Below are 17146 nucleotides of genomic sequence, written 5' to 3' on the forward strand. Positions count from 1 at the left end.
AATCTTATTCGGGCATTTCAATTTGCAATTTTACATCAGTAGGTTGTGCTGATGCGGCCCGTTCAAAAGCCTCGATACTTTTTGAGAATGGATAAACTCCAGAAATTAATGGCTTGATATCAATCTTTCCAGAAGCAATCAGATTAATGGTCCGGTCATAAACATGTGCATATCGAAAGATTGTTTCCATATGTATTTCCTTTGCTTGTGCAGTAACAAGATCAAAGGGGATCTTGTCAACGGGCATCCCTACAAATACTATGGTTCCACCAGGGCGGACACAGGCCAATACGGTATCATAAGCGGAGGGATGTCCTGAAGCCTCAAAAACGACATCTGCCCCCCAGTCTTTACCGCATTCCGCCTTGACTCTTTCCTCTACGGATTCATTTTTCAAATTAATTGGGATAATGCCATGATATTGTTTGGCAATATCCAGTTTGGGTTGAGCAAGATCAGAGATGAAAACCTTGCTTGCGCCAGAGGCAAGTGCGGCAAGTGCGGTCAGAATACCAATTGGACCACATCCTGTCACTAAACAGATATCGCCAGGTTTTAATCGGGCTTTTACGGCAGCCTGAACGCCAATGGCAAGAGGTTCAACAAAGGCACCTTCCTCGAAAGATACGTTGTCGGGCAGTTTAAATGTAAAAGCTGCGGGATGTACCACCGTTTCCGTTAAGCATCCATGAACGGGTGGGGTTGCCCAGAACACGACGTCAGGATCAACATTGTAAATACCGAGTTTTGTTGCGCGTGAGTGTGGATTGGGTATGCCGGGCTCCATACATACACGATCCCCAACCTTTAAATTTTCAACATTTTTGCCTGTCTTAATAACAATACCAGAAGCCTCGTGCCCGAGCACCATTGGTTGATTTACGATAAAAGGGCCAATTTTTCCATGTGTGTAGTAATGTACATCACTTCCACAAATACCAACATTACGTATTTTTATTTTAACGTCATTATCCCCTACTGTAGAGGGTAAATCAATGTTACGGATACTTAATTTGCCTTTTTCTTCAAGTACAAGAGCTTGAGCCATGAAATGTTCCTTACTGGAATAAACATATAAAATACACAATTATGTTACCAATATTCCGTAAGTATGAAAAATAACAAATGTGTTATTTCAAAGTAATTTCATTCTATTTATAAAAGATTGAAATAGAAATTTTTAATAAAAAAATATTTGTTCGTAATTATAAATAGTTTTATTGTTATTACAGTTCAGTAGTTTATATAACTATTATATTTAATTGGATAATGACAGAAATATTTTATTTATTTTTTTGTCATTTTGTTTAAATAAAAAATCCAAGAAAAGAGTTCGATGATGATTAAACAAATATCAGGTAACAAAACGTTAAAGATTGGAATCATTGGTACTGGAGCTATTGGTCAGGATCATATCAAACGATGTACGAACTTTTTATCAGGAGTCGAGGTTGTTGCTGTCAGTGACATTGATAAAAAATCTGCACAGAATGCCATTTCCACATATGGATTGGATGCTAAAGCATATGAATCAGGGAACGATTTGATTCAAGCGAAAGAGGTGGATGCAATTATCATTGCCTCTTCAGGTAAAACCCATGCGGAATATATATTGTCTGGCATTGAGGCAAAAAAATTCATTTTTTGTGAAAAGCCGCTGGCAACGACAATCGAGGAATGTCAAGCGATCATCGAGACTGAGCAAACATATGGAAAACGTTTAGTTCAGGTTGGATTTATGCGCTCTTATGATCGGCGATATCAAGAACTGAAAAAAATCATTCAAGATAAAAAATTAGGCCAGATCCTGATGATACATGCGGCACATAGGAATCAGGAGTGTCCAGAGAATTTTACATCTGAAATGGTTATAACGGATACCTTAATTCATGAACTGGATATATTTCGTTGGTTGTTGAACGATGAATTTGTTACCGTAAGTATGATTCCAATCCGTAAAACATCAAAAGCGCCAAAAGGCTTGCAGGATCCTCAGTTTGCACTTTTGGAAACCCAATCAGGAATCAGAATTAATGTGGAATTATTTGTAAACTGTCAATATGGTTACGATATCAAATGTGAAATTGTGGGTGAAGAAGGTGTGGCCAGCTTACCCGCTCCTGCTGCTGTTTCAATATGCCAGCATGAAAAACAGTATGATCAAATTTTGGCAAATTGGCAGGATTGGTTTTTGGAAGCCTATAATATTGAAATACAGGAATTCATTAATGAATGTCTGGTTGGAAAATTACAAGGTCCGGACGCATGGCGGGGATATATGGCGACTTATGTGGCCGAATTCTGTATTGAATCTCAAAAAAAAGGTCAGGAAATTGCAATACCTGTCTTGAAATGTCCCGATTTTTATAGGTCTGATAATAAAATTGAGTAAATTTATAAAAAATTGGAATATATTTAAGTATAGAATCTAAATCATGATTATTTTTAATAGATAATGAGGAAATGATGAATGCTGTAAAACAGAATTATGGGGATGGTAAATTGGTTTGCTATAAAACTTTGCCAATATGGAATGTAAAAACTTTACCAAAATCTTTCAAGGAATGCCATAATACAAAAGAGGGTGTCTGGGCAAAATTAAAGATATTATCAGGATCTTTGGTAATGGAATTTTTGAATGATAAAAAAGAAATTGAGAAAGAAACTGAATATTCAGTTGTGCATCAACCTGAAATGATAAAGCCACGCCAATATCATAAAATCGCTTCCTGCAGTGAGGATATGACCTGTCAGTTATCTTTTTATACAGTTTCGTCAAATGATTGATACGGGTATCTCCTGTTCCATAGACTATTAATCGATACCAATTAATAGTCTATGGAATTATGTAGGATTACTCGGAAATTGCTTTATCTTCGTAATACGCAATTCTTTTTACCTTAGGCTCTGATCTACCTTTTTCATATTCAGAATCAAGCCAGGCCTGAAGGATTGTTTTTGCCAGTTCTTTACCGATAACACGGGCACCTAATGTGATGATTTGTGCATTATTGCTTTTTCTGGCCCGTTCGGCGGAATAGGTATCATGGCATTGAGCCGCACGAATGCCGGGTATCTTATTTGCAACAATTGCCATTCCTATTCCAGTGCCACAAATCAAAATCCCTCTTTCATGTTTGCCGGACTTGATTGCCTGTCCTACAGACCAGGCAATATCCGGATACAGATTTGAATCGCGATTGGAATCGCTACTGTAGTCTGTCACTTCAATATTGTTGGATTGAAGCCAGTCTACGATTTTATTTTTTAAGTCAACAGCAGCATCATCGCAGCCGATAGCAATAGAAGGCATTTTTATATTCCTTAAAATTTCTCAAAATATTTCATTGTATTGGTGTATTAAAAATATTTTTAAAGATTTCCATTTATAGTATGTATTTTATAAAGTTTTTCACCAATAAATATACAAGTAATTTAGATTAAAAGATCACAAGAAGTTTATTTGTTTTTGAATATATTCTGGCTGATCATCATAGTAAACATTACAGATGAGCAGAGAAAAATGATGGAAAAAAACGGTAAACCTTCTATTACAAAAATAGATAATATTCCCAAGACAATGAAAGCAATTGTTGCTTATGCGCCACATGATTACCGTTTGGAAGAGGTTCCTGTACCACAAATTGGGTCTGAAGAAATTCTTGTTAAAGTAGAGGCGTGTGGAATTTGCGCTGGGGACACCAAAGCATTTGATGGGGCACCAAGTTTTTGGGGGGATGAAAAGCAACCTGCCTATATTAAGGCTCCCATGATACCCGGTCATGAATTTATTGGGCATGTTGTTGCCTATGGCGATAAAATCAAAGATTTCAAACTGAATGACCGTATTATTTCCGAACAAATTGTTCCTTGTTGGGAATGCCGTTTCTGTAAACGTGGTGAATACTGGATGTGTGAAAAACACGATCTTTACGGTTTTCAAAACAACGTTAATGGCGGCATGGCAGAATATATAAAATTGCCTAAAGAAGCGATTAACTATCATTTGCCAGATGATCTTCCCATGAAACAGGCTGTTCTGGTTGAACCATATGCCTGTTCATTACATGCCGTGCAACGTGCAAGCGTTAAGTTGGGAGATTTTGTGGTGCTATCTGGTGCGGGCACTCTGGGTTTAGGTATGATTGGTGCATTGAAAAAATCCGGTCCCGACAAACTGGTTGTTCTTGATTTGAATGATGATCGTTTAGCATTGGCTAAGAAATTCGGTGCTGATATCGTGATGAATCCAGCCCGTGAAGATGTTGTCAAGAAAATCAAGGATATGACCGAAGGATATGGTTGCGATATTTATATTGAAGCTACGGGTGCAGGCAAATCAGTAGAACAGGGTCTGTCAATGATTCGCAAGCTTGGTCGTTTTGTTGAATTTTCTGTATTCAAAGACCCGGTATCGGTTGACTGGAGTATCATTAGCGATCGTAAGGAGTTGGATGTTTTGGGATCACATTTGGGTCCTTATTGCTATCCCATGGTGATCAAGGGAATACAAAATGGTGATTTTCCAACGGAGGGCGTTGTAACGCATGTTTTCCCATTAAAAGATTTTAAGGAAGCTTTTGACATAATGAAAAAAGGAGTGGGTTCTTTAAAGGTCGTACTCGATCCAAATTTATAATTTATTGAATTTTAGCCATCTAATTATTTGAAAGTAATTTATTTACTAAGAGGGAGGCCTGCGCGTGAACAAAGTCATAGAGAGACTTTTCATTTCTCCAAAATTGATGTTGGGTTATTTTGGAGTATTAATTTTCATGGCTGGTGAAGGGCTGGAACAGAACTGGTTGTCTCCCTTTTTACAACAGCATGGTCTAACTGCACATCAGGCTTCTACCATTTTCACGGTTTATGGATTGATGGTCGCCATTTCATCATGGCTTTCAGGTGTTTTGGCAGAGATTTTCGGGGTTCGGAAAGTGATGACCATTGGACTTGTCCTTTTTTTTGTAGGGTCATTTCTTTTTTTGGTTTTTGGTATTCCAACTTATAATTTTAGCGTCATATTACCTACCTATGCAGTGCGGGGGCTTGCTTATCCTCTGTTCGCTTATGGTTTTCTAGTTTCCGTTGCTTATGAGGCTCCTCGTGAACGCTTGGGAGGGGCTGTCGGTATGTTCTGGCTTGTTTATGCAGGAGGGATTTCCGTTCTGGGAACTGGCTATTCAAATATTATGCTTTATTATTTCCATATGGAAAATCTGCATTTATTGTGGACAGCATTGATTTTTGTTGCTGTAGGTGCTGTTATTGCATTGAGTTTAAGTGGAAAAAAATCTGCCCAAAATAATTATCCAGAAGATGATGAAACCCATTCATTAAAACATTTGTTAAAAGGTTTAACGATTGTTTATGAAAAACCAAAAGTGGGGATTGGTGGTCTTGTCCGGATGATTAATACAAGTGCCGCTTACGGTTTTTCAGTTTTTATGCCAACTTTTTTATTTGGTATGGGATATGCTGAAAATGCGTGGCTTGAGGTTGCCGTGTATTTATGGATGGGTAATGTTGTATTCAATCTTATCTTTGGAGCCGCAAGTGACAAATTGGGATGGCGTAATGTTGTTATGTGGTTTGGCTGTATAGGCTGCGCATTGAGCGTTATTGCATATACCTATTGCATTTCTATTCATGCGGATCTTTTTACCATAAAAATATGCGCCGCTGTATATGGTGCATTACTTGCAGCATTTGTCCCTTTATCAGCCATTATGCCAAATCTTGCCCCTGAAAATAAGGGTGCGGCCATGTCAATTCTTAATTTTGGTGCGGGAATGAGTTACTTTTTTGGTTATGCAATTGTCATGCTTTTTCAAGGGATCATTGGTAATTTCGGGGTGATGTATATTTATATCGGGCTCTATTTTGTTGCTGCAGCATTAATGATTTTTGTCAAGGTTCAACAATATAAAAATGAAACAATCGATCGAGAAGTCGGTGTGGCAATAGAAGAAACATTATAGCCTATTAAAGGAGAGATTTATGTCAACAAATCAAATGTTTGATTTATCAGGTAAAACTGCACTTGTTACCGGGGGGGCTGCCGGTATTGGAAACGAGATTGTTCGGACTTTTTTACAAAAAGGTGTAAAGGTAGCGTTGTTGGACCGACTTGATACCATTGACCAAGTTGCAAAAAATCTAGGTCCAGATAATGCTATTGGTATCCAGGTTGACGTAACGAATAAAAAACAGGTTGATCAGGCAGTAAAAAAAGTTGTTGATCATTTTGGTCGTATAGATATTGCTGTAAATTGTGCGGGTGTTGCTTTGCTTGATGCAGCTGAAACGCTCAGTGAGGAAATGTGGAATGCGACTATTAATATTAATTTAACTGGTACCTATTGGGTTGCCCAGGCAGTGGGAAACGTGATGTTAAAACAAAAGAGTGGATCCATTATTAATATGGCTTCACAGGCGGGGGTTATCGCCTTGCAAAAACATGCTGCTTATTGTGCCAGTAAGGCAGGTGTTATTGGATTGACACATGTATTGGCATTGGAATGGGGACCTCATGGGATCAATGTTAATGCGATTTCTCCAACCGTTGTTTTGACGGAACTTGGGAAAAAAGCATGGGCAGGTAAAGTTGGTGAGGATATGAAGGCGCAAATTCCCATGCGCCGTTTTGCTGAACCCGAACAGATTGCCGCTGCAGCTGTTTATCTTGCCAGCTCTGAAGCATCTATTGTGAATGGTGCTAATTTAGTCATTGATGGTGGATTTACCATTCAATAAAAAGAAATAAAAAATAATGAGAATAAATAATGACAATGAACAGAATTATTAATGATCCAGATTTAGTCGTTGAAGATGCAATCGAGGGATATGTCGTCGCCCATCCAGAATTTTTTGAAAAAACGGATAATTCTAGAGTTCTAAAATATTCAGGTTCAGAAAAAAAAGGTAAAGTTGGCATTATTACAGGTGGCGGTTCCGGTCATGAACCAGCCTTTCTGGGATATGTGGGTAAAAATATGGTTGATGCGGTTGCAATTGGGGAAATTTTTTCTTCTCCCACTGCTGGTGCATTTTTGGATGCAATGAAAGCCGCAGATTCAGGTGCTGGTGTTGCTTGTTTATACGGCAATTATGCTGGCGATAATATGAATGTCAAGATGGCAATAAAGAAGGCCACAGCCGCTGGTATTACAGTCAAAACAGTTGTTGCCAATGATGATGTCGCTTCCGCACCAGCCAGTGAAATAGAGAAACGCCGCGGTGTTGCGGGTGAAATCCTTATGTGGAAAATTGGTGGGGCTGCCGCTGCCGAAGGATATGATCTTGATGGTGTTATTGCCGCTGCCCAAAAAGCAATAAATAACTGTCGCTCAATTGGGGTTGGCTTGAGTTCTTGTACTATTCCTGCAGTTGGAAAACCAAATTTTCATATTGAAAAAGGAACAATGGAATTGGGTATTGGCCATCATGGTGAACCTGGAATCAAGGTTGTTCCTATAGAAACGGCAAAAGAGATGGCGGAAACCATGCTTCATCCAATCATGGAGGAAGGTCTTTTTGAACCCGGATCTGAAGTGGTCGTGCTGGTTTCCGGCCTTGGAGCAACACCTGTTATGGAGCTTTATATCTATTATGCAGAGGTTGAACGTCTTTTGAAGGCTAAAAATGTCAAGATCCATCGCTGTTATGTAGGAAATTATTTTACTTCTCTTGAAATGATGGGTGTGACGCTTTCCGTTATGAAATTAGATGCGGAATTAAAAAAACTGATTGATATTCCTGCACGTTCTTTGGGTTTGGTACAGGAGTAAATGGCATGACAGAAGTGGCTAAGATTGAAAATGGCACCGAGATTGTTGATGATCTAATCAGCTGTATCGTGAATAACCGTGATTATTTAAGTGAGATTGACGGTGCGATCGGTGATGGTGATCATGGGATCAATATGGCAAAGGGATTTAACATTTGCAAACATCGTATTGATGGGAAAAATCTTTCATTGTCAGAAGCCTTTGAAATATTAAGTGATTCCCTGATGGAGGGGATTGGTGGTTCAATGGGGCCTTTATATGGCAGTATTTTTGCTGGATGGGCTGAGGCAATTCAAGGTAAAAATACCTTGAATTCAAATGAATTCAAGGAAATGCTTTCAAAAGGGTTGCATGAATTACAGGAAATTAGTTCTGCCAAACAGGGTGATAAATGTTTGGTTGATACTTTAATGCCTGCAATTGAAGGATTCAAAAAAGCGAATGAATCCGGAAAAACATTTCATGAAGCTTTGATTATTATGAAACAGGCAGCACATGATGGTAAGGAATCCACCCGCAATCTTGTTGCAAAAATAGGTCGTGCCAGTCGTTTGGGTGAACGTTCAAAAGGCATTTTGGATGCTGGTGCAACTTCTTGCTGCTTGCTGTTAACGCAACTTGCGGACAGTATTTCGAAAAGAATTTCCTAAATTTTAAAAAAATAAAATACAAGTTATATACATTATCGATTTATCGATAATGTATATAATCTTTTTTTAAAAGTTGACCGTAGATCTCAATCCAAAAATGGCGGCATTTGGAATTTTCTTTTTACTATTTTCCTCAAGATTTAATCCTCCACCGGAACGGAAGACATATTGAAAATCAGGTTTTAGCTCTAGCCATGATGTGGCCTGTATTTGCCAGGCGAGCTCGATATGATGTTCTGTTTTTCGAACACACCAGTATGGATCCGCAAAATTGCGGTAATCACGGTCATAATGTCTGGCACGGTTGCCAGTATGGGCAAATCCCCAGCCAAAACCTAGGGAATCATGTTCCCGATTGAGAAGTCCCTTATAGACAATCCCTGCATCTCCTGCATAATTGATGGGGCTGCGGTCAGTTGGGCTGACTTGTATTCTTCCAAATATGCCAAGAGATTCTTTTTTGTTTCCCGGGTTTCTCCATATCATTTGATCCATAATTCCATAAACTGACCAGGTATGGCGATGGTTGAGCATTGTTTGGGGATTGTCCGGATTTCCTAATGGATCCCCATCCCTGTTATAACGTTGATCCGGGAATTTTGAACTATCAAAATAAGCTCCCAACCGATAAGTTCCAGGATAAGCTGTATATTTTTCATCATCTTCATTGCCAGGATTCAGATGATATTGAATTTCATTGGTTATGAATACCCCGGTAGTAAAATTGAAATGTGTTCCTGATTGATGCTTGGAATACGGATCACAGGTAAATGGTCCGGATGGATTGCAAAAAGAAACATTGTTGGGATTACTGTCCGCAACTGCAAAAAGGTCCGTCCAGTGATCATTGGGTTGAAAACTGAAACGGATTGCAGGAGAGGCAACGGGATAGTCAATTCCTCCACTATAGGTATTGACTGATGGAATCATGGGCCATCCAAAAGAGGAGTTAATGAATAGCGTTGCATAATCGCTGATGTTAAACTCCTGGTCCAAACTTAATTTCCCGATGCGAATGGTCATTTTATTATCGAAAAACCCCTGTTGATACCATAGTTCCCATAGGCGTGTCGAGCGATCGCCTTCCCAACCACTGGTAGAGTTATAGGCTCCTATATTTTCTGCCGTAAAAGCCCGTCCTCGAAGTTGCAGGGCGCTAATGTTAAAAAGACCATTCTTAATTCCTGTCACTTTCTCGGGATCCCAGTTCAAGGTAACTGTGGTCAAACCTGTATAGGCAGCACCCTGCTTGATCCCCCCATAAGGATTTCCCCATACCTCATTGACATCCACCAGGGTGAGGGTCAGACCATATTGTGCCATAAGGGAACGTAATCCCAAAATATTTCCCAATAACATATCGTTGTTTTCGGGTGCCTGACCTGTATCCTTATCAAGGATTGTGGCTGGTGGAGGGGATTTTTTTACCGGGGTTGCACCGCTAATATTTGTTGATGGAGATGCGCCCTGATTAACAATAGGGGAATTTCCAACCGCATATGCAGAATGTTGATTAATCAGCGCTTGATATATAACAAAATTAATTAAAACAATTTTGGATAAATCATTTTTTTTTGAAAAAAAAAGCTGGGAATAGGGATGAGACATTATAACACACCTCATTTCAAATGATTGTTACTAATATAAATTTTAAGTTAATCTTATTTATTTTGTATTGTCAATTAGTTGATATTATTGTGCTTATGACCTGTATCAGGATTTGACATTCTTTTTCTGTGCCAATTGTTATCCTAAGCCAGTTTTGAATTCGTGGGAGATTAAAATGTCTTACCAAAATCTTATTTTTTCTTAACTGAATTGCAAGTTTTTCACCAGATATCTCGGGATGAGATGTAAAAACAAAATTTGATTTTGAATCGAGAGTTGTGAATCCTAATTCAGAAAGGGCGTTGATCAGGTAATCTCTGTTTTTGATAATCTGTCGGGCATTATTAACAGACCATTGAATGTCTTTTACTGATGCAATCGCACCAATTTGTGCCAATCGATCTAAGGGATATGAATTAAAACTGTCCTTTACACGTTTAATACCCTCAATTAATTGTGTGTTTCCAATTGCATAACCAACCCGTAATCCTGCAAAGGCGTGAAATTTCGAGAAAGTTCGAACAACAAGAAGATTTTGTAATTGATTGATAAGGGGAATAACCGATTTTCCACCAAAATCTATATAGGCTTCATCGATAATAACAATTTGTTCAGGGTGTGTTTCAAGGTAATGCCGGATTGTCTCCTGGTCAATCAGCAAGCCAGTTGGAGCGTTGGGGTTGGCAATGACGATCCCGCAAGCATCCTCTGCATCATATTGTTCAAGGTCAATCTTGAAATTTTCGGTTAGGGGAATGGTTTTATAGTCAATATTGAAAAGATTGCAGTAAACAGGGTAAAAACTATAGGTTATATCTGGAAAGAGAATAGGTTTTTCATGTTTTAATAAGGCATGAAAGGCAAATCCAAGTACCTCATCAGAGCCATTACCGACGAAAACCTGGTCTGGTTGGACATGGTGCAAATCAGCCAAGGATTGACAAAGGGCCTGGGATGTAGGATCGGGATACAATTTTAATAAATTGTTGGTATTTGTCTGTATGGCTTTTAATACGCTGGGGGATATATCATACGCATTTTCATTTGTATTAAGTTTGATAAGATTATTTACTTTGGGTTGTTCCCCAGGTGTGTAAGGAACTAAATTTTTGACAAAAGAACTCCAATAACGATTTTGCATAAGGATATACCTATTTAAAAAATTATGAAATTTAAATGTTTTGATAGTTTTCAAGTAAGTATATTAGATGTTTATTCCCCTGTTGTTCTGCAAGTTTTAAGGGTGTAATGCCTTCCCCATCGGCGTGCAGAGGGTTCGCCCCGGCTTTTAATAAAATTTCAGTCATGTCGTTTCGGTTAAAAAGGATTGCAAACATCAAAGGTGTGCGTCCTAGATTATTGGGAATATCAACCGAGGCACCAGCCTTAATTAAAAGATTGGCCATTTCAACATGATCTTTGAAAGCTACGCCCATTAAAGCCGTTGCACCTGTTTTATCCCGCAGATCAGGATTTGCCCCGCTTTTTAATAGGAAAGCCGTTGCATCATGATGATTATTGTAAGTGGTTAAGATGAGAGGAGTATAGCCTTTTTCATTCTGATGATTGATATTCATACCCGCGGCGATGAATTCTTCAAGCAAAGGAAGTGAACCTTCTCTAGCAGAATTGAAATAAAGCGTTTCTATTTCCTGTGAAGTGAATTCAGGGGAAGAACTAGAATCAAGAGAAGATGAAACCGTCATGGTATTGCCATATTATTGAGAGTTAATGAACAAAAATCTGGTTTTTATTTTATAGTGCCGCGTATAAAAAAGAAAGATCAAGAAAAATAAGATTTCTTTTATAGGAGAAAGTTTTATAAAAGTGTATGATTTTAATATAATTTAATATAATCGATAAAATTGATTACAGATAAAATGTTTTATTAATTGAACATTTGGCAGGGGTCAGAATTTATCGGAATATTAACAATTCGATCTTAAGTTAATTGATAGCTTTGTAGGATAAAATTTTTGTAATTTGAACAATCGATTTTTTTTCCTTTTTTATTGGGTGATATAAATTGATTTAAAAAAAACGATTAAATTTATGATTAACGAAGTTATTTTAAAAGTTGTTTGATGGAGAGACTTGAATGAATATGGATAAGGTATGTATTAATACCATTCGTGGACTTGCAATTGATCAAGTGCAGAAAGCTAACTCTGGTCATCCAGGTACGCCGCTTGACTTGGCACCCGCGACATATGCCTTATGGAATAATATTTTAAATTATGATCCTGCGAATCCATTGTGGCCGGCCCGCGATCGTTTTGTTTTGTCAGGTGGTCATGCCTGTTCCCTTTTATATGCCATGATTCATTTAAGCGGTATTAAGGAAGTGACACGTCAAGGTAAAGTGGAAAACAAACCAGCCTTAACCCTTGAAGATTTAAGTCAATTCAGACAGCTCAATTCAAAAACGCCCGGTCATCCAGAGTATTTGCATACCACCGGAATTGAAACCACAACAGGACCTTTAGCTCAAGGGATTGCAACGTCTGTGGGAATGGCGATTGCCCAGGAATGGTTTGCTGCACGTTATAATCGACCAGAATTTCCTTTGTTCGATTATCACGTCTATGCCTTTTGCGGTGATGGTGATCTTATGGAGGGGATTTCCTATGAGGCGGCCTCTCTTGCAGGACATTTGAAGTTAGGTAACCTTATCTGGGTATATGATCGGAACCGTATTACGATCGAGGGCAATATCAATATTGCCTTTACAGAAAATGTTGAAAAACGTTTTGAAGCTGCAGGATGGAAGATCTATCATGTGAAAGATGGTAACGATATCAATGATTTCCAAAATAAGATTGATCAAGCGCGTCAAAATAAAGACATGCCAAGTTTCATCGTCATTGATAGTGTTATCGGGTATGGTTCTCCTAATAAAGCGGGAAAATCAGTAGCGCATGGTGAACCGCTTGGGGTGGAAGAAGTTAAGGCGACCAAAAAGAATCTTGGTTTGCCTGAAGACAAAGATTTCTTTGTCCCTGATGGTGTAATGGATCATTTTAAAGCCAATATTGGTAAAAGAGGGGCTGCAGCCTATCAAAAATGGCATACGCTGTTTGCGGATTATAAGGTGAAATATCCCGAGTTGGGTCAAGAGATCGAGGATATTTTAAATCATCGCCTACCAAAGGGATGGGACAAGGATATTCCAATTTTTGCGCCTGATGCCAAAGGGGTTGCATCGCGGGCTAGCTCAGGAAAGGTATTGAATGCCATTGCAAAGAATGTGCCCTGGTTAATCGGTGGATCTGCAGATCTTGCCCCCTCTAATAAAAGCAATCTGGATTTTGAAGGGGCTGGAGTTTTTCAGAATCCTGCTTATGGCGGTACATATGATGGACGGAATTTTCATTTTGGCGTTCGTGAACATGCCATGGGGGCAATTGTCAACGGAATGGCCTTAAGCGGTTTGCGTTCGTATGCCGCAGGATTTTTCATTTTTTCTGACTATATGAAAAATCCCATTCGTTTGTCTGCATTGATGCATTTGCCGGTCATATATATTTTTACGCATGATAGTATCGGGGTTGGTGAGGACGGTCCGACACATCAGCCAGTTGAGCAGTTGGTTCACTTTAGGGCAACGCCTAATCTTGTTGTTTTTCGTCCCGCCGATGCAAACGAGGTTGTCGAGGCATGGAAATATGCGATGCAGGAAAATTCTAAACCAGTCATTCTGGCATTAAGTCGTCAGAATTTGCCAACAATTGACCGCCATCAATATGCTTCGGCAGAAGGGCTTAAAAAGGGTGCTTATGTTATTGCGGATTGTGAAGGTAAGCCAGACTTGATTCTCATGGCGACAGGAAGCGAGGTTGGTTTGATTATGGAAGCTTATCAGGTTTTAACAAAATCCGGAAAAAAGGTTCGGGTTGTTTCAATGCCCTCATGGGAACTTTTTGAAGAACAGTCCAAGTCTTATCGTGATCAGGTTTTGCCTCCTGATATAACAGCACGTGTCGCGGTTGAACAGGGATCTCCCATTGGATGGGATCGTTATGCTGGAACAACCGGTGCAATCATCGCTATGCGTGGTTTTGGTGCCTCTGCTCCCTATGGTGATCTACAGAAAAAATTCGGGTTTACTCTTGAAGCTGTTTTACAAGCGGCACAGGAACAATTGACAAGGTAAATGTTGTGAATCCTTCTTAATTTATTAAGAAGGATTTTTTGTCGCAGCATATTTAAGGAAAGAAATAGAAATGGTTGAAAACCCTCTCATTAAATTAGAACAGTATAAACAATCACCTTGGCTAGATTTTATCCAGCGTTCATTTACACAAAGCGGTGGGTTAAAAAAACTGGTTGATGAAGATGGATTAAAGGGCGTTACTTCCAATCCTTCAATTTTTGAAAAGGCAATGGGGCATGGCACTGACTACGATGAACAATTTAAACAACTGATTTCTTCGGGAATCACCGATGTTGTTACCTTATATGAAACAATGGCGATTGATGATATCCGTGCGGCCTGTTCAGTATTGTATCCTGTATGGGAAAAAACCCATGGGCTGGATGGATATGTTAGTTTGGAGGTTTCTCCATATATCGCTATGGACGGGCATGCAACGTTGGAAGACGCACGCCGATTATGGAAAAGGGTTGCTGAAAAGAATCTTATGATCAAGATTCCAGCAACAGCACCTTGTATTCCCGCTATTGAAGGGGCCATTGCCGAGGGAATCAATGTTAATGTAACTTTACTATTTTCCTTGGATATGTACAAACAGGTTCTTGAAGCGTATATCAAGGGGCTTGAAGCGCATCTTGCCAAGGGGCATCATATTGCGCATATTGCCAGTGTGGCCTCTTTCTTTATTAGTCGTATTGATACGGCCATTGATAAGCAAATTGATCAAAGGATCGCCGCAGGGGATAAGGAAAGCGGTGCATTAAAAGCTATTCGTGGCAAGGTTGCCATTGCAAATGCAAAACTTGCTTATCAGCATTATCTTGAAGTGATGCAAAGTGACCGATGGAAAAAACTTGAGGCTGCAGGAGCGAAACCCCAACGTTTATTATGGGCCAGTACAAGTTGCAAGGATAAGACATTTCCAGACACTATTTATGTTGATCAACTGATTGGTAGGGATACTGTCAATACAATTCCACCTGCCACCATGGATGCTTTTAGAGATCATGGTACTGTGGCTGACACCCTGGAACAAAATATTGATGAAGCTAAAAAGATTCTGGCTGAGGCTGAACATTTGAACCTTGATTTAAAAAAAGTTACGGATCAGTTGTTGGAAGACGGTGTTAATTCATTTGCCGACGCTTTTGATCAATTATTGGGTTCTGTTGGTGAAAAGCAGATGATATTACAGGGGAATAAGCTAACTCATTTGCAGTTTGATTTACCTTCAGATTATGAAATCGCTGTAAAAACTGGTCTGGATAAATGGCGTAAGAATGGTACAGTCCGCAAACTGTGGGATCGTGAATCTTCTGTCTGGACGGGAAATGATGAGAATAAATGGCTCGGTTGGCTTGATATTGTTGATCAACAGGTTGAAAATCTTGCTGAACTGGAGGAATTCCAAAAAGAAGTCAGGAATAGAGGTTTTACCGATATCCTTTTACTAGGTATGGGCGGATCAAGTCTTGGTCCTGAAGTTCTGGGAGAGGTTTTTGGACATCAGGCTGGTTTTCCGCGTCTTCATGTCCTGGATAGCACTGATCCACAGCAAGTGCACAGCTTCCAGCAGAAAGTGACAATTGCGACAACCCTGTTTATTGTTTCTTCGAAATCAGGCAGCACTCTGGAGCCTAATATTCTTAAGGCGTATTTTTTCAATGAAGCCAAAAAGGTGCTGGGTGACAAAGTGGGACAGCATTTTGTTGCGGTCACTGATCCGGGTTCCCATATGGAAGATGTGGCCAAGCAGGATGGTTTCTGGAAAATCTTTTACGGCTTGAAATCAATCGGTGGGCGTTATTCCGTTTTATCTAATTTTGGAATTGTTCCCGCAGCCGCGGCGGGATTGCCTTTACAGGAAATCCTGTATTCGGCCCAACGAATGGAAAAAGCTTGTTCTGCAGGATCTCCACCGGCACAAAATCCGGGAGTTCAACTCGGGGCAATTTTCGGGGTTGGTGTTGCTGAATTCAAACGGGATAAATTTACAATCATAGCCTCACCTGATATTGGCTCCTTAGGTTCATGGCTTGAGCAACTTTTGGCAGAATCAACGGGTAAGGTTGGTAAAGGAATCATTCCTATAGATGAGGAAACCTTGACTGTACCATCTGTCTATGGAAAGGATCGTCTATTTATCTATTTACGGTTGGAGAATAAGATTGATCCTCAACAGGAAAAAGCAATTGCTGAATTAAAAGCGGCTCAACAGCCTGTTGTGACAATAAATCTACATGATAAAGCACAGATTGTTCAGACTTTTTTCCAAACAGAATTTGCAACCGCTGTGGCGGGTGCTTTCATTGGAATTAATCCTTTTGATCAACCCGATGTTGAAGCCAGTAAGATTGAAACCAAGAAAATTACAACTGCTTATAATGAAAAAGGTTCTCTTCCCGTTATTACCCCAATCGTTCAAGAGCAAGGGTTTGATCTTTATGCAGGTAAGGTTGAAATTGCAAAATTAAAAGGTCTTTCCACAATCTCCGAAGCCTTGAAAAATTTTTTCAATGAAATTGCTGCAGGGGATTATGTTGCTGTTTTGGCCTATATTGAACGTGATTTGGCAACACGGGAGTGGATCCAGAAATTACGTCTGGCTATAAGAGACAAGAAAAAGGTTGCAACAGCGGCTGAATTCGGTCCCCGGTTTTTGCATTCAACTGGACAGGCTTATAAGGGTGGACCCAATAGTGGTGTATTTTTACAGATCACTGCCGATGATGATCATGATTTGCCTGTTCCCGGTGAAAAATACACATTTGGAATTGTGAAGGAAGCACAAGCTCGTGGTGATTTCGATGTATTATCGGAACGGGATAGAAGGGTTATCCGTATTCATGTAAAAGGGAATATGAAAGTTGGATTGGATAAATTAAGCCAATCAATTTTAAATATTCTGTAGATTAATCAACGTTTATATCTTACGATTACCGCAA

14 protein-coding genes are annotated in these 17146 nt (G+C 39.4%); 9 read left to right on the forward strand and 5 right to left on the reverse strand.

Features of this window, described 5'->3' with window-relative positions; all coding sequences use genetic code 11:
- Positions 1 to 4: 4 nt before the first annotated feature.
- Positions 5 to 1048, reverse strand: coding sequence for an NAD(P)-dependent alcohol dehydrogenase (locus H3T57_RS06940; RefSeq protein ID WP_198193641.1), 1044 nt, complete (start codon positions 1046 to 1048; stop codon positions 5 to 7).
- A gap of 288 nt (positions 1049 to 1336) precedes the next feature.
- Between H3T57_RS06940 and H3T57_RS06945 the strand changes: the two genes are divergently transcribed.
- Both H3T57_RS06945 and H3T57_RS06950 read left to right on the forward strand, forming a co-directional pair.
- Positions 1337 to 2392: a Gfo/Idh/MocA family protein gene (locus tag H3T57_RS06945; protein ID WP_198193642.1), complete on the forward strand. Its 1056-nt coding sequence runs from the start codon at positions 1337 to 1339 to the stop codon at positions 2390 to 2392.
- 71 nt (positions 2393 to 2463) lie between these two features.
- Positions 2464 to 2787, forward strand: a complete 324-nt coding sequence (locus H3T57_RS06950) for a DUF1971 domain-containing protein (protein ID WP_110439274.1) — start codon at positions 2464 to 2466, stop codon at positions 2785 to 2787.
- A 67-nt stretch (positions 2788 to 2854) separates the two neighbouring features.
- On the opposite strand, the gene rpiB is transcribed toward H3T57_RS06950, so the two are convergent.
- Positions 2855 to 3313, reverse strand: coding sequence for a ribose 5-phosphate isomerase B (rpiB, locus tag H3T57_RS06955; RefSeq protein WP_198193643.1), 459 nt, complete (start codon positions 3311 to 3313; stop codon positions 2855 to 2857).
- A 210-nt stretch (positions 3314 to 3523) separates the two neighbouring features.
- Between rpiB and H3T57_RS06960 the strand changes: the two genes are divergently transcribed.
- The 5 genes from H3T57_RS06960 (at position 3524) to dhaL (ending at position 8440) form a co-directional block, all read left to right on the forward strand.
- Complete coding sequence (locus H3T57_RS06960) at positions 3524 to 4639, forward strand: alcohol dehydrogenase catalytic domain-containing protein (RefSeq protein WP_230882806.1); 1116 nt, start codon at positions 3524 to 3526, stop codon at positions 4637 to 4639.
- Between the two features lie 64 nt (positions 4640 to 4703).
- Complete coding sequence (locus H3T57_RS06965; protein ID WP_347400969.1) at positions 4704 to 5981, forward strand: MFS transporter; 1278 nt, start codon at positions 4704 to 4706, stop codon at positions 5979 to 5981.
- Between the two features lie 19 nt (positions 5982 to 6000).
- On the forward strand, positions 6001 to 6756 hold the full coding sequence (locus H3T57_RS06970; protein ID WP_155564801.1) for an SDR family oxidoreductase: 756 nt from the start codon (positions 6001 to 6003) through the stop codon (positions 6754 to 6756).
- A 35-nt stretch (positions 6757 to 6791) separates the two neighbouring features.
- The gene (locus tag H3T57_RS06975) at positions 6792 to 7790 is read left to right on the forward strand and encodes a dihydroxyacetone kinase subunit DhaK (RefSeq protein WP_122124222.1); all 999 of its coding nucleotides are present in this window, start codon (positions 6792 to 6794) and stop codon (positions 7788 to 7790) included.
- Positions 7791 to 7795: 5 nt separating this feature from the next.
- Positions 7796 to 8440: a dihydroxyacetone kinase subunit DhaL gene (gene dhaL, locus H3T57_RS06980; RefSeq protein WP_155564803.1), complete on the forward strand. Its 645-nt coding sequence runs from the start codon at positions 7796 to 7798 to the stop codon at positions 8438 to 8440.
- Positions 8441 to 8506: 66 nt separating this feature from the next.
- On the opposite strand, the gene H3T57_RS06985 is transcribed toward dhaL, so the two are convergent.
- The 3 genes from H3T57_RS06985 to H3T57_RS06995 form a co-directional block, all read right to left on the reverse strand.
- Entirely contained in the window at positions 8507 to 10048 is a 1542-nt protein-coding gene (locus H3T57_RS06985; RefSeq protein ID WP_198193644.1) for a carbohydrate porin, read from the reverse strand.
- 70 nt (positions 10049 to 10118) lie between these two features.
- A complete protein-coding gene (gene hisC / locus H3T57_RS06990; protein WP_198193645.1) occupies positions 10119 to 11189 on the reverse strand; it encodes a histidinol-phosphate transaminase in 1071 nt (356 codons plus the stop codon).
- Between the two features lie 31 nt (positions 11190 to 11220).
- Positions 11221 to 11754: an ankyrin repeat domain-containing protein gene (locus tag H3T57_RS06995; protein ID WP_155566194.1), complete on the reverse strand. Its 534-nt coding sequence runs from the start codon at positions 11752 to 11754 to the stop codon at positions 11221 to 11223.
- Between the two features lie 392 nt (positions 11755 to 12146).
- Between H3T57_RS06995 and tkt the strand changes: the two genes are divergently transcribed.
- Together tkt and H3T57_RS07005 are read left to right on the forward strand one after the other, a co-directional pair.
- Positions 12147 to 14201: a transketolase gene (tkt, locus tag H3T57_RS07000; protein WP_198193646.1), complete on the forward strand. Its 2055-nt coding sequence runs from the start codon at positions 12147 to 12149 to the stop codon at positions 14199 to 14201.
- Positions 14202 to 14271: 70 nt separating this feature from the next.
- Positions 14272 to 17112, forward strand: a complete 2841-nt coding sequence (locus H3T57_RS07005) for a bifunctional transaldolase/phosoglucose isomerase (RefSeq protein WP_198193647.1) — start codon at positions 14272 to 14274, stop codon at positions 17110 to 17112.
- Positions 17113 to 17146: the final 34 nt, after the last annotated feature.

Source organism: Commensalibacter sp. W6292M3, from assembly GCF_016101315.1.
In the GTDB taxonomy this organism is placed as follows: Bacteria; Pseudomonadota; Alphaproteobacteria; order Acetobacterales; family Acetobacteraceae; genus Commensalibacter; species Commensalibacter melissae.